Source organism: Streptomyces sp. NPDC127097 (assembly GCF_042724075.1).
GTDB lineage: Bacteria > Actinomycetota > Actinomycetes > Streptomycetales > Streptomycetaceae > Streptomyces.
The window spans coordinates 23,307-41,116 of the sequence record NZ_JBHXFI010000028.1 but is presented as its reverse complement, the minus strand read 5'-3'; the positions used below and the strand labels follow the sequence as shown (position 1 = coordinate 41,116).

Here is a 17,810-nt window from a genome sequence, read left to right as displayed (position 1 = left end):
GCGCGGATCAGTGCTCATGACCAGGACCGCGGGCCGTGGCCTTCGTCACATGCGCGCACCGCGGCGGGGAGCGGCGTCAGCGGTGGGTCACAGCGGGACGTCGACCGACCGCGGGTCGAAGCCGAAGGGCAGCTCCAGGCGGTGGGTGCGCATCAGTTCCTCGTCGCACAGCAGGTCCTGGGTGGTGCCGTCGGCGACCAGCACGCCGCCGGAGAGCACGACGGAGCGCGGGCACAGCTCCAGCGCGTACGGCAGGTCGTGGGTGACCATCAGGACGGTGACGTCCAACGACCGCAGGATGTCGGCGAGTTCGCGGCGGGAGGCGGGGTCGAGGTTGGAGGACGGCTCGTCGAGGACGAGGATCTCGGGGCGCATGGCCAGGACGGTCGCCACCGCCACCCGGCGGCGCTGGCCGAACGAGAGGTGGTGCGGCGGCCGGTCGGCGAACTCCGCCATGCCGACCCGGGTGAGCGCCTCGGTGACCCGCTCGTCCAGTTCGGCGCCGCGCAGCCCGGCGGAGGCCGGTCCGAAGGCGACGTCCTCGCGGACGGTGGGCATGAACAGCTGGTCGTCGGGGTCCTGGAAGACGATGCCGACGCGGCGACGGATCTCGGCGAGATGCTTCCGGGCGACCGGGAGCCCGGCGACCGCGACGCTGCCGGCGCCCGCTTCGAGGATGCCGTTGAGGTGCAGCACGAGGGTGGTCTTGCCGGCGCCGTTGGGCCCGAGCAGGGCGACCCGCTCGCCACGGCCGACGGTCAGGTCGACGCCGAAGAGCGCCTGATGGCCGTCGGGGTAGGCGTAGGCGAGCCCGGAGACGGCGAGGGAGGGGGGCGTGGTGGTGCTCAAAGGGTCCATCCCAGGAGGCAGACGGCGAGCGCGGCCAGCGGGAGGGCGGCCGCGCGGGTCCATTGTGTGCGGGTGGTGGCGGCGCCGTCGACCACGGGCATGGTGCCGGTGTAGCCGCGGCTGACCATCGCGAGGTGGACCCGCTCCCCGCGCTCGTAGGAGCGGATGAACAGCGCACCGGCGGACTTGGCGAGCACGCCCCAGTGACGGACGCCCCGCGCCTCGAAGCCGCGGGAGAGCCGGGCGATCCGCATCCGCCGCATCTCGTCGGTGATCACATCGCCGTAGCGGATCATGAAGGACGCGATCTGGACGAGCAGCGGCGGCATCCGGAGCCGCTGAAGGCCCAGCAGGAGTTCCCGCAGCTCGGTGGTGGACGCGAGCAGCACGGACGCGGCGACGCCGAGGGTGCCCTTGGCGAGGATGTTCCAGGCGCCCCACAGCCCGGACTCGCTCAGGCTCATGCCGAGGACGGCGACCCGCGGCCCCTCGGCGACGAACGGCATCAGCACGGCGAAGGCGACGAACGGCACCTCGATCAGCAGCCGCTTGAGCAGGAACCCGGCCGGGATCCGGGCGGCCCCGGCGGCGGCCGCGATCAGCAGCGCGTACAGCCCGAACGCCCAGACCGCCTCGCGCGGGGTGGAGACGACGACGAGGACGAAGCCGAAGACCGCCGCGATCTTGCAGTGTGGCGGCAGCGCGTGGACCGGCGAATGCCCGTGCCGGTAGAGCTTGTGCGCGTGTCCGGCGCCCATGTCAGACGCTCTCCGTCGGGCGCCCGGCGCCCGCGTCGGACGGCTCGGCGGTGCCCGCGCTCCGGCGGCGGCGCAGCACGACGAACACGCCGGTGCCCACGGCCAGCGTCGCGCCGACGCCGATGACCCCGGCGAGGCCGCCGGACAGCCGCGGGTCGGTGATGTCCTTGACGCCGTAGTCGGCGAGCGGGGAGTCCTTGGCGGCGTGGTCCTCGGTCTTGCGGTCGATGCCGTGGTCGTGGGCGACCTTCTCCAGGCCGTCGGGGTCGGCGGAGGCGTAGTAGCTGACGCCGCCCGCGCACACCAGGGCGGCGGCGAGGCCGGCCAGCCAGACGCGGCGGACGGAGCGGCGTGCGGGGGCCGGAGCGGCGGCGGCAGCGGGCACGGGGGCCGGCTCGGCCGCCGGGGTGCCGTCGGCCGAGGTGGCGAGCGGCGAGGTGCGCAGCTCCAGCGGCTTGGTCAGGCCGCGGGCGCCGTAGACCAGGTCGGGGCGCACGGCGATGACGGCACCGACCGTGAGGGCGGTGATCGCCGCCTCGCCGATCCCGATCAGCAGATGCACGCCCACCATGGCGGTGAAGACCTTGCCGAGCGGCACGTCCGCGGTCCCGCCGACCGCGTAGAGGGCGGTGAAGGCGACCGCGGCCGCGGGCACCGAGAGCAGCGCGGCGACGAAGGAGGCGACGGTGACCGAGCGGCGCCGCCGCGGCAGCACCTTCACCAGCCCCCGGAACAGGCCGTAGGCGACCACGGTCGTCACGATCGCCATGTCGGTGATGTTCACGCCCAGCGCGGTCAGCCCGCCGTCGGCGAACAGCACACCCTGCATCAGGAGCACCACCGAGACGCAGAGCACGCCGGTGTACGGGCCGACGAGTATCGCCGCGAGCGCACCGCCCAGCAGATGTCCGCTGGTGCCCGCCGCGACCGGGAAGTTCAGCATCTGCACGGCGAAGATGAACGCCGCGACCAGCCCGGCCAGCGGCGCCGTACGCTCGGCGGCGGCCGCGCCGGCCGGCCCCGCACCCGCCAGCTCACGCCGGGCACCGCGCAGGCTGACCGCCACCGCGACGGCGGCGGCCACTCCGGTCGCCGCCGATACCGGCGCATTGATGAATCCATCGGGTACGTGCATGTCGGCTTCTCCGCTTCAGGCGCTGCAACCCGCCCATGGTGGTGCCTCCTGCAAACAAGTTGCAAGAGCGCCTGTGATGCGAACGCCCACGACGACGCCGAAGGGGGCTTCACCTCGGCACTCTCTCCCGGTGGCACTTATGTGCGAATGAGCGGAAATCGGGCAGCGCCGCACGGAGCGCGCCGTACGACGACTCGGACCCCGGTCACCATGGGTGCTCTATAGTTTGCCTATGGCATCGACGACGATTCAGGTCCTGCGGGAGACCCGTGATCACCTTGCCGAGCTCGCCAAGGAGCGAGGTGTGAGCATCGGCCAGCTGGTAGAAGCACTTGCCGCGGAGCAGCCGACTGCGGCACAGCGGGCAGCGCGGCTGGCTGCCGACCGGGAGGTGGTACGCCGGATGATGGGCGTGGACATCCGCGACGAGGAGTTCGAGCAGGCACCCGATGTGCTCGGCAACCTCTACAAGATCGCCGCCGAGAAAGTCCGGGCCGCCAGGGGCACCGCAGCGTGATCGTCCTCGACACCAGTGCTGTCAGGGCGCTCGCCGGCGGCCACAAGACGCTGAACCTCCTGGCGGGCAACATGGCAAAGACACCCGGCGAGCGCCTCAACATCCCCGCCTTGTGCCTGACGCAGGCCGAAGCCGGTGAAGAGAACCTCTCGCAGCGCGTCCTGGCACTCTCTTCCGTGGTGGTCGACAGTCTCGACACGATGGCCGCCGTCAGCGTCGGCACCATGATCCGCGACGGCTACGGCGGCCCCGACACCTGCCACGCCCTGTACTGCGCACTGCCACGCCCCGAGTTCACCGGGATGTCGATTCTGCTGACCGGCAACGAGGACGCCTACCCGCCGGGCGTGGTCACCGTCGACATCGACTCTCCCGGAATGCTGGGCTTCCACTGACGGAACCGCGCGGAAACCGTTTCGCTGAGTGGCCTGTGTCACCCGACCGAGTTGCCGCCACTTGCTCGTCCCGAAACGATGGGTGCGTGAGCGATGCACCCGAGGCCGTCGGGCCGCGCCCGGAGCCGAACCCCGCGAAGCCTCGCGGGCGGCTGCGCCGGATGCCGGCCCGGCCGGACCCGCCCGGTGGCTCGTATCTGCGCTTTCCGCATCTGCACGGCGAGCTGCTCTGCTTCGCCGCCGAGGACGACCTGTGGATCGCCCCGCTCACCCCGGACGGCGAAGAACCCGGCCGTGCCTGGCGGCTGACCGTGGACCGCACCCGCGTCGGCCACCCCCGCTTCTCCCCCGACGGGCAGCAGATCGCCTTCACCACCTGGCGCAGCCTCGACCCCGAGGTGCATCTCGCGGCGGTCGAGGGCGGCCCGGCGCGCCGGCTGACGTACTGGGGCAGCACCGACGCCCGGGTCTGCGGCTGGACGCCGCCCGATCACGAGGGCCACAGCCACATCCTGGCGGTCTCCTCGCACGGCCAGCCGTTCTCGTACTACTCGTGGGCCTACAGCCTGCCCACCGACGGCAGCCCCGGCGGTCAGCTGCCCTGGGGGCCGGTCTCCGACATCGCGGTCGCCGACATCGACGGGGAGCACAAGACACTGCTGCTGACCGGCAAACCGCCGCACGAGCCCGCCGCCTGGAAGCGCTACCGGGGCGGTGCGATGGGCCGGATGTGGCTGCACGGCACCCGGCTGCTGCCGGATCTGCAAGGGCATCTCGACTCGGTGATGTTCGTCGGCGGCCGGATCGCGTTCCTCTCCGACCACGAGGGCATCGCCAACGTCTACTCCTGTCTGCCCGACGGCACCGATCTGCGCCGCCACACCGACCACGCCGACTTCTACGCCCGGCACGCCTCGACCGACGGCGAGCGGATCGTCTACCAGTGCGCCGGTGACCTCTGGCTGGTCGACGACCTCGGCCCGGAAGCGGCGGCGCGCAAGCTGGCGGTGCGGCTGGGCGGCCCGCGGGCCGGCCGGCGCAGCTACCAGGTCCCGGCCGCCGCGCATGTCACCGCGCTCGCGGTGGACACGACCGGGCGGGCCAGCGCGGTCGGCGTCCGCGGCAGCCTGTACTGGCTCACCCACCGCGACGGCCCGGCCCGGACCATCCATGACGTCCCGGGCGTACGGGTCCGGCTCCCCGAAATGCTGGGCGCCAGCGGGCGGATCGCCTATGTCACCGACGCCGAGGGCGAGGACGCGATCGAGATCACCAACCTGCCGCGGGCCAGCGCGCCCGGCGAGCCGCGCCGGCTGGCCGCCGGTGAGCTGGGCCGGGTCCACGAGATGACCGCCGCCCCGGACGGCGAACGGCTGGCGGTGGCCTCGAACGACGGCCGGCTGCTGCTGGTGGACGTGACCCGGCCCGAGGAGGGGGCGAGCGAGGAGGACGCCGCCGGCGGCGTCACCGAGCTGATCCGCTCCGTCAACGGCCCGGTCCGCGACCTGGCGTTCTCCCCCGACTCCCGCTGGCTGACCTGGTCGCACCCCGGCATCGGCCGGTCGCTGCGGCAGATCAAGATGGCCCGGCTGGCCGACCGGCACATCGTGGACGTCACCAACGGCCGGTTCGAGGACGAGCAGCCGGTGTTCACCCGCGACGGCCGCTATCTGGCATTCCTGTCCTGGCGCGGCTTCGACCCGGTCTACGACGTGCACACCGGCGATCTGTCGTTCCCGCTGGGCTGCCGCCCCCATCTCGTCCCGCTGTCGTCGGCGACCCCGTCCCCCTTCGCGCTGTCCCCGGAGGGCCGGCCCGCGGCGGGCGGCCTGGACCCGGACGAGATCCCGCCGGCCGGTGAGGGGCCGCTGCTGGTCGAGGTGGAGGGGCTGGAGAACCGGGTCACCCCGTTCCCGGTGGCGGCGTCCAAGTACTCCTCCCTGGAGCCGGTCAGCGGCGGCGGGCTGGTCTGGCTGCGCTGGCCGATCTCCGGTGCGCTGGGCGAGACCTTCGCCAACCCGGCCGAGACCTCCGGCCGTCCCACCCTCGAACACTTCGATCTGACCAAGGCGCGGCGCACCGAACTCACCAGCTCCCTGGACGGGTTCGCGCTCAGCGGCGACGGCTCCCGGCTGGTCGTCAACGACGAGGGCGAGCTGCGCGCGGTACCGGCGACCGAGCCGCCGGACAGCGACACCACCGTCTTCCTGGACCTGCGGCGCATCCTGCACGACGTCGACCCGGTGGCGGAGTGGCACCAGGCGTTCGAGGAGGCGGGCCGGATCACCCGGGCGTACTTCTGGGAGCCGCGGATGTGCGGCATCGACTGGGACGCGGTGCTGGCGCAGTACCGGCCGCTGCTCGACCGGGTCGCCTCCCCCGACGAGTTCGCCGATCTGCTGCGCGAGGTGATGGGCGAACTGGGCACCTCGCACGCCTACGTCACCGGCGCCCGGCGCAACGAGGGGCCGCCGCACTACCAGCGCGCCATGGGCCTGCTCGGCGCCAACCTGGTGTGCCGGGACGGCCGTTGGGTGGTCACCCGGATCCTGCCCGGTGAGTCCTCGGACTCCAAGGCCCGTTCCCCGCTGGCCGGTACGGGCATCCGCGAGGGCACCGCGCTCACCCATGTCGACGGCCGCCCGGTGGACCCGGTGGCCGGCCCCGGACCGCTGCTGGCCGCGGCCGGCGGCACCACCGTCGAGCTCACCTTCTCCCCGCCGGACGGCGACGGCCCGGCCCGCCGGGTCGCGGTGGTCCCGCTGGTCGACGAACGGCCGCTGCGCTACCAGGACTGGGTGGCCAAACGCCGGGCGGTGGTACGGGAGTTGAGCAGCGGCCGGTGCGGCTATCTGCACATCCCCGACATGGGCGGCTCCGGCTGGGCGCAGTTCAACCGCGATCTGCGGATGGAGGTCTCCCGGCCCGCGCTGATCGTGGACGTCCGGGGCAACGCGGGCGGCAACATCTCCGAGCTGGTGATCGAGAAGCTGACCCGCACCATCATGGGCTGGGACCTGACCCGGGACGCCGAGCCCGTCTCGTACACCAGCAACGCCCCGCGCGGCCCGATCGTCGCGGTGGCCGACGAGATGACCTCCTCCGACGGCGACATGATCACCGCGGCCTTCAAGCTCCAGGGCCTCGGCCCGGTGGTCGGCATGCGCACCTGGGGCGGGGTGGTCGGGATGACCGGCCGGCACCGGCTCGCCGACGGCACCGCGATCACCGTCCCGATGAACGCCGCCTGGTTCCGGCTCTACGGCTGGGGCGTGGAGAACCACGGCGTCGAGGTCGACATCGAGGCGCTGCGCTCCCCGCTGCACTGGGCCGAGGGCCGGCATCCCCAGCTTGGCGTCGCGATCCGTACGGCGCTGGAACTGCTGGAGCGGCATCCGGCGGCGATGCCTCCGGACCTGTCGGACGTGCCGGACCTGCGGCGGCCGCCGTTGCCGCCGCGGAGCGGAGGCGCGGCCGAGGCGGCCGGCGCCTGACACCCGCGGGTCCCGGGCCGCCTCACCCCGGGCCGATCAGGATTGTCTGGTCGTCCGCCCCCGTGCAGGACCGGGCGAGGGCGGTGGCGCCGCCCGCCGTTCGAACTGACGGTAGGTCAATCCCGCCTGTTCCTTGAGCTGTTGCATCATCCCGACGAGTGCGACCGCGTCCCCGGCCGCCCCCGGATCCAGGCCGCCGGAGCCCCCCGTGCTCTTCATGCGGGCCATTGAACCGCCGCCGGACCGCGGCCACAACACCGTCCCCGTCACCCCGCACGGCGGGCGTCACCCGTCCGGACAAGCCGCCGGCCCCCGTCCGACCTGCCCGGACATCCGCGGCTTGTCCGGGCCTCCGATTCCCCTTGCCGGACAGCCGCGGCCCCAGCAAGGTCGTGTCCTGCCGGCCGGCATCGCCCCCCACACCAACGGCTCACCACACAACGGGAGATACTCCGATGGGAATCCGTCACCGGATCATTCCGCTCGCCGCCGCACTGGCGCTCACCGGCGGCCTCGCCGCCACCGAGGCGGCCCCCGCGCTCGCCGCCCACCCGGCGTCCGGGCAGTCCGCCGCGGGCGGGACGTACCTCTACTTCAACAAGAACCAGAGCAACCCGAGCAATTCGCGGCTCTACCTGATGAAGAGCATTCCGAACGCCAAGGACAAGGTGCTCGCCAAGTACCGCGCGGGCTCCGGCAACGGCGGCCGCAACGCCAAGAACGAGTGCGCGAGCATGCAGGGCTGGCTGCCCAACGGCAGCTACCGGGTGCTGGACCACACCAAGCGCCACAACGGCGGGTCCCGGGGCATCAACGGCTATGCGATCCACGTCCAGGACAAGGTCTGCAAGAACGGCCGGACCAAGCGGACCGAGCTGTTCGTGCACAGCGAGATGAACGTCAACGGCACCCAGGGCGCCCGGCAGCCCGGCCGGGACAACCCCTACCGCTGGGACGGTGTCCGGGACTACTACTCGCTGGGCTGCATCAAGCTCACCCCGGCCCACATCATGAACCTCTTCACCAAGGCCGCGCGCTACGGCTGGCCGACGAAGCTCAAGGTCGTCAGCTGACATGCGGTGGGGCGCACCCGGTCGACCGGGTGCGCCCCTCACGCATGGCGCGTACGTCGCCGCGCGCGGTGTTCAGGACGTGCCGTGTCAGCTCTGGAAGCGGCCCTCGGCGGCGTCCATCGCGTCCTGGGCCGGGCGGCGGCCCTGCTGACGGTCACGGGGCTGCTGGCCACGGTCCTGGCCACCCTGGCGCCGGTCGCTCTCGCGCTCCGGGCGCTGACCGCCACGCTCCTGGTCCTGGCGCTGACCGCGCTCGTGACCCTGCTCGCGAGCGTCGCCCATGGCCTTGTGCGCCTGGTCCTTGAGCTCGTTGGCCTTGTCCTGGAACTGGTCCTTGATGCCCATGCTGTTCACTCCTAGTGGGGTGTAAGGGGGGGTTTGACCCCGATTCAGCGTGACACGCCCGGACATTGCTCGCATTTCGATCACGTTTGACTACGTTCCGTGAGGATCGCCGCTCATCGGCGGCCGCTCACCGGTCCGCCCGCGCCTTCTCGTCGGCCTCGCCGCCGGCGCCCAGCAGACCGACCCGCAGCCCCTCCAGCCGGTCCCCGAAGCGCCGCACCTCGCGCTGGCCCACCGTCCCGACGAGCGCGGGCAGATATCCCCGGACCGACTGCATCCCGCGCAGCCACCACTGCCCGTAGACGTGCGCCGAGCGGCGCTCGATGCCCGCGACGATCCGGTCGACGGCGGGGCCCAGCGGATAGGTCTTGTTCGACGGCCAGGGCAGCCGGGAGCGCAGCTCGCGCATGACGTCGTCCTGGTCGGCGCCCCGCACCATGTCGGTGTCCGTCCAGCTCAGATAGCCGACGCCGACCCGTACGCCCCGGTGGCCGACCTCGGCGCGCAGGCTGTGCGCGAACGCCTCGACACCCGACTTGGACGCGCAGTACGCGGTCATCATCGGCGCCGGGCTGATCGCGGCCAGCGAGGCGATCTGGAGGAAGTAGCCGCGGGACGCCGTCAGGAGGGGCAGGAAGGCCCGGCCGGTGACCGCGCCCCCGATGAGGTTGACCTCGATGACCCGCTTCCAGGCGACCGGGTCGGAGTCGGCGAACGGGCCGCCGGTCGCCACCCCGGCATTGGCGACGACCACATCGACCTTCCCGAAGCGGTCCTTGACCTCGCCCGCCACCCGGGCCATCGCCTCGTGGTCGGTGACATCGGCGTGCCAGTGGTGCGCCGGGCCGTGCAGCGCGTCCGCCACCGCCCGCAGCTCGTCCGGCTCCAGGCCGACCAGTGCCAGCGTCGCACCGCGCGCCGACAGCTTGCGGGCCAGCAGCGCACCGACGCCGCGCGCCGCGCCGGTCACCACCACGACCTGCCCGGCCAGACTCCGGTTCGCCCTCATACCGTCTTCTCCTTCTTCTGCCCCGTGCCAGAGGGGACTTCGGCGGGCGCGGCCGCCGCGCTGCCGGTGTTCCGCAGGTGGTCCTGTACGAGTGCGCGCAGCCGCCCGGAGACCGCGCCGGGGTCCTCGATCGGCGTCATGTGGCCCAGGCCCGGCAGCTCGGTCAGCCCGCGGAAGTCGGGCAGGACGGAGGCCAGCCGGCGGGCCTGCACCGGCGGGGTGAGCCGGTCGGCGGTGCCCGCGAGGACCGCGGCCGGCAGCTCCAGCCGGGCGGCGCCACCGGTCAGTTCGAGGCCGTCCAGCACCGTGCCCCAGCGGGCCCGTACCGCGCTCGGGCAGCCGTGCACGATGCGGGCGCATGCCTCGACCTGCTCGGCGGTGGCGCCCGGCCCCATCGTGGCGTACTTCAGGGCGCGCCGGGTGAGCGGCGATACGGGGCCGAGCGGGGCCCGCGAGCGCAGCATCAGCCGGTGCGCGCGCCGGCGGCCCTGCGGGCTGCGCAGCGGGAACACCCGTGATTCGGCGGGCAGATCGGCACTGCCGGTGCTGCACAGCAGCGCGGCCGCGGCCCGCTCGCGCAGCTGGGGCCGCTCGGCGGCGGCCATGATCGTCATGCCGCCCATGGAGTGGCCGCCCAGCACGGCGCGCTCGCCCGCCGCCAGGGTCGTCTCCAGTACGGCGACCAGGTCGTCGGCGAGGGCATGGGTGCTGTGGCCCGCCGGGCCGGCGGCGGGGCTGCGGCCGTGGCCACGCTGGTCGTAGACGACGACCTTGTGGTCGGTGGCCAGCTCGCGGACGACCGGGGCCCAGAAGGCGGTCGAGCAGGTCCAGCCGTGCGCGAGGACGACGGCGGGGGCGGACTCGGGGCCATGGATCTCGGCGTACAGCCGGGCGCCGTCGGCCGAGGTGACGGTCCGGGTGGCACGCGGCACCGGCGGGGCGTACGGCCCGCTGGTGACATGGGCGGGGCGGCGGCTCATGCGGCCACCTCCGCACGCGCGGCGGTGCTCCGGCCCGCGGGTTTCGGTGGCCGCAGCACCTCGTACTCCGCGAGGTCGACCTGCCGGGTGACCTTCTTGAACTCCCCGGTCGTGCCCGGCCAGACGGTGGTGTTGCGGCCGTTGGCGTCCAGATACCAGCTGTCGCAGCCACCGGTGTTCCACACCGTGCGGGTCATCCGCTGCTGGACCTTGCGGTTCCAGTCCCGGACGGCGGACGGCCGGGCGTCGAGCGCGATCTTCCCGCCGAGGACGTCCAGCTGGCGCATGAAGTCGGCGAGGTAGTTCAGCTGCGCCTCGATCATCAGGATCATCGAGCTGTTGCCGAGGCCGGTGTTGGGCCCGATGACGGTGAGGAAGTTGGGGAAGCCGGCCGCGCTGGCGCCGCGCAGCGCCTCCATGCCGTCCTTCCACTCCTCGGCCAGCGTCGTCCCGTGGGCGCCCGTGACGCGCTGCGCGATCGGCATATCGGTCACATGGAAGCCGGTGCCGAAGACGATCGCATCGGCCTCCGCCTCGCTGCCGTCGGACCCGATGAGGGTGCTGCCGCGGACCTCCGTCAGCCCCGCGGCGACCAGGTCCACATTCGGCCGCGCCAGGGCCGGGTAGTAGGTGTTGGAGAGCAGGATGCGCTTGCAGCCGATGCGGTAGTCGGGGGTCAGCGCGGCCCGCAGCGCCGGGTCCTTGATGGCCTTCTTCATATGGTTCCGGGCCAGGAACTCGATCAGGCCCAGCTCATCGGGGCGCTTGGTGAAGGCGCTGACCTGCATTTCCCGCAGTCCCCACAGCAGCCCGCGGCGCGCGGCCCGGGTCGCCGGGACCTTGGTGTGCAGCCATTTCTCGGCCGCGCTGATCTTGCGGTCGGCGCGCGGCAGCACCCAGGGCGGGGTGCGCTGGAAGAGCGTGAGGCGCTGCACGTCCGGCTGGATGGCGGGCACGATCTGGATCGCCGAGGCACCCGTACCGATCATGGCGACGCGTTTGCCGCGCAGGTCGTAGTCGTGGTCCCAGCGGGCGGAGTGCGAGACCTTGCCGGGGAAGGTGTCCAGCCCAGGAATGTCGGGCACCTTGGGGTCCGACAGCGGTCCGGTCGCCGACACCACCACATCGGCGGTCAGCGGTCCGCTCGCCGTCTCCAGCTCCCAGTGCAGCGCGTCCCCGTTCCACCGCAGGGCGCGCACCTCCGAGTGGAAGCGGAGGTGCGGACGCAGCCCGAAGGTGTCGGTGACCCGCTCCAGGTAGGCGCGGATGTGCGGCTGCCCGGAGAAGTTGCGCGGCCACTCCGGATTGGGCGCGAAGGAGAAGGAGTACAGGTGCGAGGGCACATCGCACGCACATCCCGGATAGCTGTTGTCCCGCCAGGTGCCGCCCACCGCATCGGCCCGCTCCAGGACCACGAAGTCGGTGATTCCCTGGCGCCGCAGCCGGACCGCCGCCCCCAGACCTCCGAAACCCGATCCGATCACCGCAACCCGCACATGCCCGCGCTCGCGCTCGGCCATCCCGCCGCCTCCCGAGTTCGACGTTCTTCCCTGCCATCTTCGGCCCCACGACCTTCGGCATCACAGCCACCCGGCCAACCGCGCCAGCAATCACTGGCACAATGGGAGAGTAGGGCAGCCGCGTACCGAGCGGTAGGGGGCGGGCGGCAGGAAGTTACCGCCGGTCGCACGCCGGGTCGTCCGCCGGACCCGCGTCACACCCCCGGCATAGGCTGAGTCCGTGGCAGCGAACGAGAACCCCCAGGACGAGCGGACGGAGCCCGCGGGCCACCGCGCCGCGCGCGAATTCCGGATGGCCGAGCTGGCCGAGGAAGCCGGCATCACGGTCCGTACGCTGCGCTTCTACCGCGAGCGCAAGCTCATCCCGCCACCGCGCCGCGAGGGCCGGATCGCCTGGTACAACGAGCACCACCTCGCCCGGCTGCGCACCATCGGCGCCCTCCTGGACCGCGGCCACACCCTCGGCGGCATCGCCGAGCTCCTCTCGGCCTTCGACACCGGCCGCGACGTGGGCGAACTCCTCGGCCTGGAGAACCCCCTGGTCCCGCCCTGGTCCGAGGAGACCCCGGTCCGCCTCACCCCCGAGGAACTCGCCGACCATTTCAGCGAGGACATCACCGCCGAGAACCTCAGCACGTCCCTGGACCTCGGCTATCTCGCCGTCGACGGCGACGAGTTCGTCCACATCAGCCGCCGCCTCCTGGACGCCTCCACCGAACTCGTCCACCAGGGCATCCCGTTGGCCGCCGTCCTGGAAGCCGGCCGCCAGGTACGCGCCCACGCCGACGCCCTCGCCGACGTCTTCACCGACCTCATCCGCACCCACCTCCTCTCCGACGTCCTCAGCCGCATCGCGGCGTGCGAGGACGTCGGCCCCCAGGAGGTCGACCGCATCGGCGAGACCATCGAAAAGCTCCGCCCGCTCTCCAAGGGCGTGGTCGAGGCCGAGCTCTCGATGGCCATGGACCGCCGCGTCCGGGCGGAGCTGGCGCAGTGGCGGCGCGAGGCGGGCGGCGAGGAGACGTGACCGCGGGCCGCCGGGCGGCCGCGGCTCAGCACCGCCCCGGCCCGTAGCGCGCCATGTGGTCGCGCAGCCGCTGCCGGGCCAGGTCCCGCTCGGTCGGCGTCTCCTCGACCGCGACGCGCTGCTCGGCGTAGATGCGCACCAGATCGGTCCGTACGTAGGACCCCTGCGCCTGCTCCTGGATCAGGTGCGCGTCGCCCAGTTCGGCGAGGTGGCGGTGGGTGCGTTCCGGATCTCGTCCGGCCAGTGCCACGGCGGCGGGCACGTCCACGTCCGGGCCGGGGTGCAGCCCGAGCAGGCGGAACAGCCGGGCGGCCCCGCTCGACAGCGCGCGATAGCTGAGATAGAGGCTGGCCTCCACCGCCAGATCGGCGTCGTGCGCGGACAGCTCCTGGAGCCGGCGCCGCTCATCGGCCAGCTTCGCCGTCCAGTGCCCCAGCGACCAGTCGGGGTGCGCCATCAGCCGGGCGGCGGCGATCCGCAGCGCCAGCGGCAGTCTGTCGCACCGCTCGACGAGCGCCCGCGCGGCGTCCCGGTCCGCCGCGACGCGGGACCGGCCCAGCGCGTTGCCCAGCAGCTCCAGGGCGTCCTCCGCGGCGAACGGCCCCACCGTGAGCAGGGCCGCCCCGTCGCGGACCACCAGCCCGCTCAGCCGCCGCCGGCTGGTCACCACCGCCAGACAGCCCGGGGTCGCGGGCAGCAGCGGGCGCGCCTGCTCGGCCGTGCCGGCGTTGTCCAGCACGACGAGCATCCGCCGGCCGGCGAGCAGCGAGCGGTACAGCGCCGAGCGCTCCGCCAGGGGTTCGGGGATCCTTGCCTCCGGCACCCCCAACGCCCGCAGAAACATGGCCAGTACGGTGGCCGGCCGCATCGGGGGACGCTCGAAGCCCCGCAGGTCGGCGAAGAGCTGCCCGTCGGGGAACTCGTCCTTGTGGGAGTGCGCCCAGTGCACCGCCAGCGTGGTCTTGCCGGTGCCTCCGGCGCCCGTGAGCACCACACAGTCCGGCCGCGGCAGCCGGTCCAGCTGCTGGTCCAGCGCGACGGCCTCCCGCACCCGTCCGCAGAAGTCGGCTATACGGGGCGGGAGTTGGGCCACGGCCGGGGGCGGAGCCGACGGGGGGCCGGACCCGTACGGGACGGCGGGGCCGTAGGGGACGGCGGGACCGTACGGGACGGCCGGACCGGGACCCGGGCCGGGGCCGGAGCGCGGACGGGGGCCGGAACCCGGGCCGGGGCCGGAGCCCGCACGGGGGCCGGAACCGGGACCGGGACCGGGACCGGCCGACGTCCGACCGGCGAACGGCGGGCTGCCCGCGGGCGTCCCGTCCAGCACCGCCAGATAGGTCTCACGGAGGGCCGGGCCGGGATCGATGCCCAACTGGTCCTTCAGATGCCGTCGGGTGCGGTGATAGTGATCGAGGGCCTCGGCCTGTCTGCCGCTCGCCTGAAGCGCGCGCATCAGCAGCGCGGTCAGCTCCTCGTGCAGGGGATGCTCGGCGAGCCAGGCCATCAGCTCCGTGATCAGCTCCCCGTACCGGCCGAGCAGCAGCAGCTTGCCCCCGAGCTCCTGGAGCGCCGCCACCCTCGCCTGGGTCAGCCCGATGCCCAGCGCCCGCCGCACCCGTTCGCCGGGCACATCCGCCAGCGCCTCGCCCCGCCACAGCCCGAGGGCCTGGCGCAGCTTCGCGACGGCGGTCCGCGGCTCGGCCTCGTGGGCACTGGACACCAGATACCGGAACCGGTTGACGTCCACCGCACACGGATCGGCGAGCAGCACATACCCCTGGCCGCGGGTGGCGATCTCGGCCTGGCCGACCAGCAGCCGCCGCAAGCGGTGCACATGGTTGTGGACCACGCCTCTGGCTCTGGCCGGCGGGTCCGTGTCCCAGGCCAGGTCGATCATTCTGCCGACCGGGATCACCTGATTGACCTCGCTGATCAGAATCGCGGCCACGGTACGCAGGCGGCCCGTTCCCAGGCTCAGCAGCCGCCCATTGTTCACCTCGATTTCAACCGGCCCTAGTAGCCGCAACTGAACCATTGTGACCTCGATTTCACGCCGTCGACGCAGGCACGGCAAATCGCCTCTTTTTCCAGAAAGACCGCCGACGGGAACACAAGGTTCCGTTTGTCTCAGCCGCTCTCACTATGCGGACACCGCACGCGAATTGACGCAATGTCAAGGAAAGGCGCGGGACTGCCGGCGGCGGACATGATCACATTGTGAGCGGATCATGAGCGCCGCCGTGAAACATCGCTTCCGTGCCGGTGACCGCCGCTTTCCCCCGCGGCCGTCCGGGCCACCTCTCCGGTCCCCGCCACCCGCAGGGGGCCGGAGAGGCATGCCATCCGTACCCATGGAGGAGAACCATGTCCCAGAAGAACCTCGTGAAGCACGGCGTTGCCGTGGCGGCCCTGTGCGCCGCCCTGGCCGGCACGGCCGTCGCCTTCCCGGCGACCGCGTCGGCGGCGCCCGCGGCTCCCGCCGCCGCGGCGGGCGAGTCGCCGGTCAGCGTCGGTGCCAACGCGAACCTCAACATGAACGTCGACGTGCTCGGCATCGCCAACAAGATCGAGGCGTCGATCAAGACCGCGCAGAACCGTGAGGGCTTCGTCAAGAGCTTCATGGAGTCGGCGTTCTACGCGGCCGGCGGCAAGTACAACGTCATGGTCCACAACCTGAGCCAGCCCTACGAGGACCACTTCAACGGTGTGCAGTCCTTCGGCACCGCCACCTACGACGGTGTCGTCTACGGCATCTGGGTCTTCGAGGACGGCGAGTTCACGAACCAGGGCGACGGCGGCTACATCAACTGGGCCTTCCGCGGCGTCTTCGAGCGTCCCGACAACGGTGGCTACGTGAAGTTCTCCCGCGTCTCCTGACGCCACACCCGCACCACCCCCCAGCTTGACGGCCCGCCGGAATCCCCGGCGGGCCGTTTTGCTGCCGCGGCGGCCCGGGACACCCGCCGAAACCGCCCCCGGCCCGGGCCGAGTTGGTGTAAACGTGGACACGCACCGACGCGGCACGGCTCAGATCGCCATGAGCCGGGAGACATCGAGGGGGCCGTGAATGACCGATGCGCCAACACCCCCGCCGGGAGACGGCGCGCCGGCCGGAACGGGCGGGGCGATCGGCAACGCACCCGCGCTCGGCGGCGGCCTGTGGAACGGCTCCGGGGCCCCGGCGGCCGACCCCGCGGCCCTCAAAGCGGCCCGCCACAAAGCGCTGGAGAAACTCGGCCTGTGGTTCGTCTTCGCCGTCATCTTCGCGGTACTCCCGACCGTCGCCAGGTTCCTTCAGGGGCTCACCCAGAAGGGACACCAGAATCCGGGACTGTACGAGCTGGCCAGCCGGGCGGACCTCTACATCGTCTGTATGGGATTAACCGCCACGGCCATTGGTCAGGCGCTGATGCGCACCGAGGGAAAAATGCCGAGAGCACTCAAGCTGTGGAGCGTGTTCAACATCGTCGTGCTGGCACTCGTGACTTTCCTGGCGGCGGGCACCGAAACGTCGGGAGTGGACCAGGTCGCGCTGGGACGGCAGTCCCTGGTCCTGCTCGGCGCCACCTTGGTCAGCACCGGGTGGACCACGTACCTGTGCGAATTGGAGGTGTCACCGTGACCGGGTTCGAATACTTCTCCGCCATCGCCACCTTCGCTTCGGCCGCCATTGCCGTGGTCGGCTCCTTCTTCAGCGCGAGTTCCTCGGAGGCCGTCCGTGACGCCCTCGGCAAGCTGGCGGCGCACCTGAGAGGGAAGCACAAAGAGCCTCCGGGCAATTAGGCACGAAGGCCCGGCATGACGGCAGGGAGACCGAGGCCCCCGGGCCCTCGCGAGAGCTCCCTACCGTGCGAAGACCACCGTCACCGGCGCATGGTCCGACCACCGCTGGTCATGACTGGCCGCCCGCTCCACATACGCCTTCACCGCACGCCGGGCGAGACCGGGCGTGGCCATGGCGTAGTCGATCCGCCAGCCCGCGTCGTTGTCGAAGGCGCGGCCCCGGTACGACCACCACGAGTACGGGCCCTCGGTGTCCGGGTGCAGGGCGCGGACGACGTCCACGTAGCCGCCGCGGGTCCCGTCCAGGACATCGGTCAGCCAGGCGCGCTCCTCCGGGAGGAATCCGGCCTTCTTCCGGTTGGCCTTCCAGTTCTTCAGGTCGGCCTCCTGGTGCGCGATGTTCCAGTCACCGCACACCACCACCTCACGGCCGTCCGCCGCGGCCCGCTTGCGCAGCCCGACCAGGTACGGCAGGAACTCCGCCATGAAGCGTTCCTTCTCGTCCTGCCGCTCCGTGCCGACCTCCCCGGAGGGGAGATAGAGGCTGGCGACGGTCACCCCGGGCAGGTCCGCCTCGACATAGCGCCCGCTGGTGTCGAATTCCGCCGAGCCGAAGCCGACCTGGACGCGGTCCGGCTCCCGCCGGGTGTAGAGCGAGACGCCGGCCCGGCCCTTGGCGGCCGCCGGGGCGTGCACGGTGTACCAGCCCGCGGGCTCGCGCACCTCGTCCGGGAGCTGGGCGGTCTCGGCGCGGACCTCTTGCAGGCACAGCACATCCGCCGCGGTCTCCGCCAGCCACGGGACGAAGCCCTTCTTGGCGGCGGCGCGCAGCCCGTTCACATTCACCGAGGTCACGGTGTACACAACCCTCACCCAGCCCTTTCCCGGCCCCATCACATCGCCTCGGGCCAGGGGTCAGGCT

17 protein-coding genes are annotated in these 17,810 nt (G+C 72.4%); 8 read left to right on the top strand and 9 right to left on the bottom strand.

All coding sequences use genetic code 11. From position 1 onward, the window contains the following. Positions 1-87: 87 nt before the first annotated feature. From ACFWJW_RS21645 to ACFWJW_RS21635, 3 genes are read right to left on the bottom strand one after another with little or no spacing between them, the layout of a single operon-like run. A complete protein-coding gene (locus ACFWJW_RS21645) occupies positions 88-858 on the bottom strand; it encodes an energy-coupling factor ABC transporter ATP-binding protein (RefSeq protein ID WP_387243660.1) in 771 nt (256 codons plus the stop codon). Continuing rightward, entirely contained in the window at positions 846-1,607 is a 762-nt protein-coding gene (cbiQ, locus tag ACFWJW_RS21640) for a cobalt ECF transporter T component CbiQ (RefSeq protein WP_387243657.1), read from the bottom strand. The genes ACFWJW_RS21645 and cbiQ overlap by 13 nt, the downstream gene beginning before the upstream one ends. 1 nt (position 1,608) lies before the next feature. Then, a complete protein-coding gene (locus tag ACFWJW_RS21635) occupies positions 1,609-2,742 on the bottom strand; it encodes an energy-coupling factor ABC transporter permease (protein ID WP_387243654.1) in 1,134 nt (377 codons plus the stop codon). Between the two features lie 232 nt (positions 2,743-2,974). On the opposite strand from ACFWJW_RS21635, the gene ACFWJW_RS21630 reads away from it, so the two are divergent. The 4 genes from ACFWJW_RS21630 to ACFWJW_RS21615 all read left to right on the top strand — a co-directional run bounded on the left by ACFWJW_RS21630 (position 2,975) and on the right by ACFWJW_RS21615 (position 8,221). Beyond that, complete coding sequence (locus tag ACFWJW_RS21630) at positions 2,975-3,259, top strand: hypothetical protein (protein WP_387243652.1); 285 nt, start codon at positions 2,975-2,977, stop codon at positions 3,257-3,259. Further along, positions 3,256-3,654 (top strand): hypothetical protein, encoded by a 399-nt coding sequence (locus ACFWJW_RS21625; protein WP_387243649.1) that lies wholly within the window; start codon positions 3,256-3,258, stop codon positions 3,652-3,654. Before ACFWJW_RS21630 ends, ACFWJW_RS21625 begins: the two co-directional genes overlap by 4 nt. 161 nt (positions 3,655-3,815) lie before the next feature. After that, positions 3,816-7,148 (top strand): S41 family peptidase, encoded by a 3,333-nt coding sequence (locus tag ACFWJW_RS21620; protein ID WP_387243820.1) that lies wholly within the window; start codon positions 3,816-3,818, stop codon positions 7,146-7,148. A 455-nt stretch (positions 7,149-7,603) separates the two neighbouring features. Next, complete coding sequence (locus ACFWJW_RS21615; protein ID WP_387243645.1) at positions 7,604-8,221, top strand: hypothetical protein; 618 nt, start codon at positions 7,604-7,606, stop codon at positions 8,219-8,221. Between the two features lie 87 nt (positions 8,222-8,308). Here the strand turns inward: ACFWJW_RS21615 and ACFWJW_RS21610 are convergent, their stop codons facing one another. The 4 genes from ACFWJW_RS21610 to ACFWJW_RS21595 form a co-directional block, all read right to left on the bottom strand. Continuing rightward, entirely contained in the window at positions 8,309-8,566 is a 258-nt protein-coding gene (locus ACFWJW_RS21610) for a hypothetical protein (RefSeq protein ID WP_042156274.1), read from the bottom strand. 127 nt (positions 8,567-8,693) lie between these two features. Continuing rightward, positions 8,694-9,575, bottom strand: coding sequence for an SDR family oxidoreductase (locus tag ACFWJW_RS21605; RefSeq protein WP_387243641.1), 882 nt, complete (start codon positions 9,573-9,575; stop codon positions 8,694-8,696). Then, on the bottom strand, positions 9,572-10,555 hold the full coding sequence (locus tag ACFWJW_RS21600; protein WP_387243638.1) for an alpha/beta fold hydrolase: 984 nt from the start codon (positions 10,553-10,555) through the stop codon (positions 9,572-9,574). Before ACFWJW_RS21600 ends, ACFWJW_RS21605 begins: the two co-directional genes overlap by 4 nt. Further along, positions 10,552-12,075, bottom strand: coding sequence for a flavin-containing monooxygenase (locus ACFWJW_RS21595; RefSeq protein WP_387243635.1), 1,524 nt, complete (start codon positions 12,073-12,075; stop codon positions 10,552-10,554). Before ACFWJW_RS21595 ends, ACFWJW_RS21600 begins: the two co-directional genes overlap by 4 nt. A 220-nt stretch (positions 12,076-12,295) precedes the next feature. Here ACFWJW_RS21595 and ACFWJW_RS21590 point away from each other — a divergent pair, with 220 nt between their 5' ends. Further along, complete coding sequence (locus tag ACFWJW_RS21590) at positions 12,296-13,102, top strand: MerR family transcriptional regulator (RefSeq protein WP_387243632.1); 807 nt, start codon at positions 12,296-12,298, stop codon at positions 13,100-13,102. Between the two features lie 25 nt (positions 13,103-13,127). Here the strand turns inward: ACFWJW_RS21590 and ACFWJW_RS21585 are convergent, their stop codons facing one another. Further along, on the bottom strand, positions 13,128-15,053 hold the full coding sequence (locus ACFWJW_RS21585; protein ID WP_387243629.1) for a BTAD domain-containing putative transcriptional regulator: 1,926 nt from the start codon (positions 15,051-15,053) through the stop codon (positions 13,128-13,130). 416 nt (positions 15,054-15,469) lie between these two features. Between ACFWJW_RS21585 and ACFWJW_RS21580 the strand changes: the two genes are divergently transcribed. The 3 genes from ACFWJW_RS21580 to ACFWJW_RS21570 all read left to right on the top strand — a co-directional run bounded on the left by ACFWJW_RS21580 (position 15,470) and on the right by ACFWJW_RS21570 (position 16,888). After that, on the top strand, positions 15,470-15,982 hold the full coding sequence (locus tag ACFWJW_RS21580; protein ID WP_387243626.1) for a stress protein: 513 nt from the start codon (positions 15,470-15,472) through the stop codon (positions 15,980-15,982). Positions 15,983-16,172: 190 nt separating this feature from the next. Beyond that, positions 16,173-16,727 carry a hypothetical protein gene (locus ACFWJW_RS21575; protein WP_387243624.1) on the top strand — a complete coding sequence of 185 codons (555 nt, stop codon included), beginning with the start codon at positions 16,173-16,175 and terminating at the stop codon, positions 16,725-16,727. Beyond that, on the top strand, positions 16,724-16,888 hold the full coding sequence (locus tag ACFWJW_RS21570; RefSeq protein ID WP_387243621.1) for a hypothetical protein: 165 nt from the start codon (positions 16,724-16,726) through the stop codon (positions 16,886-16,888). The genes ACFWJW_RS21575 and ACFWJW_RS21570 overlap by 4 nt, the downstream gene beginning before the upstream one ends. A 60-nt stretch (positions 16,889-16,948) precedes the next feature. Here ACFWJW_RS21570 and ACFWJW_RS21565 read toward each other — a convergent pair whose 3' ends face one another. Next, a complete protein-coding gene (locus tag ACFWJW_RS21565; RefSeq protein ID WP_387243618.1) occupies positions 16,949-17,752 on the bottom strand; it encodes an exodeoxyribonuclease III in 804 nt (267 codons plus the stop codon). Positions 17,753-17,810: the final 58 nt, after the last annotated feature.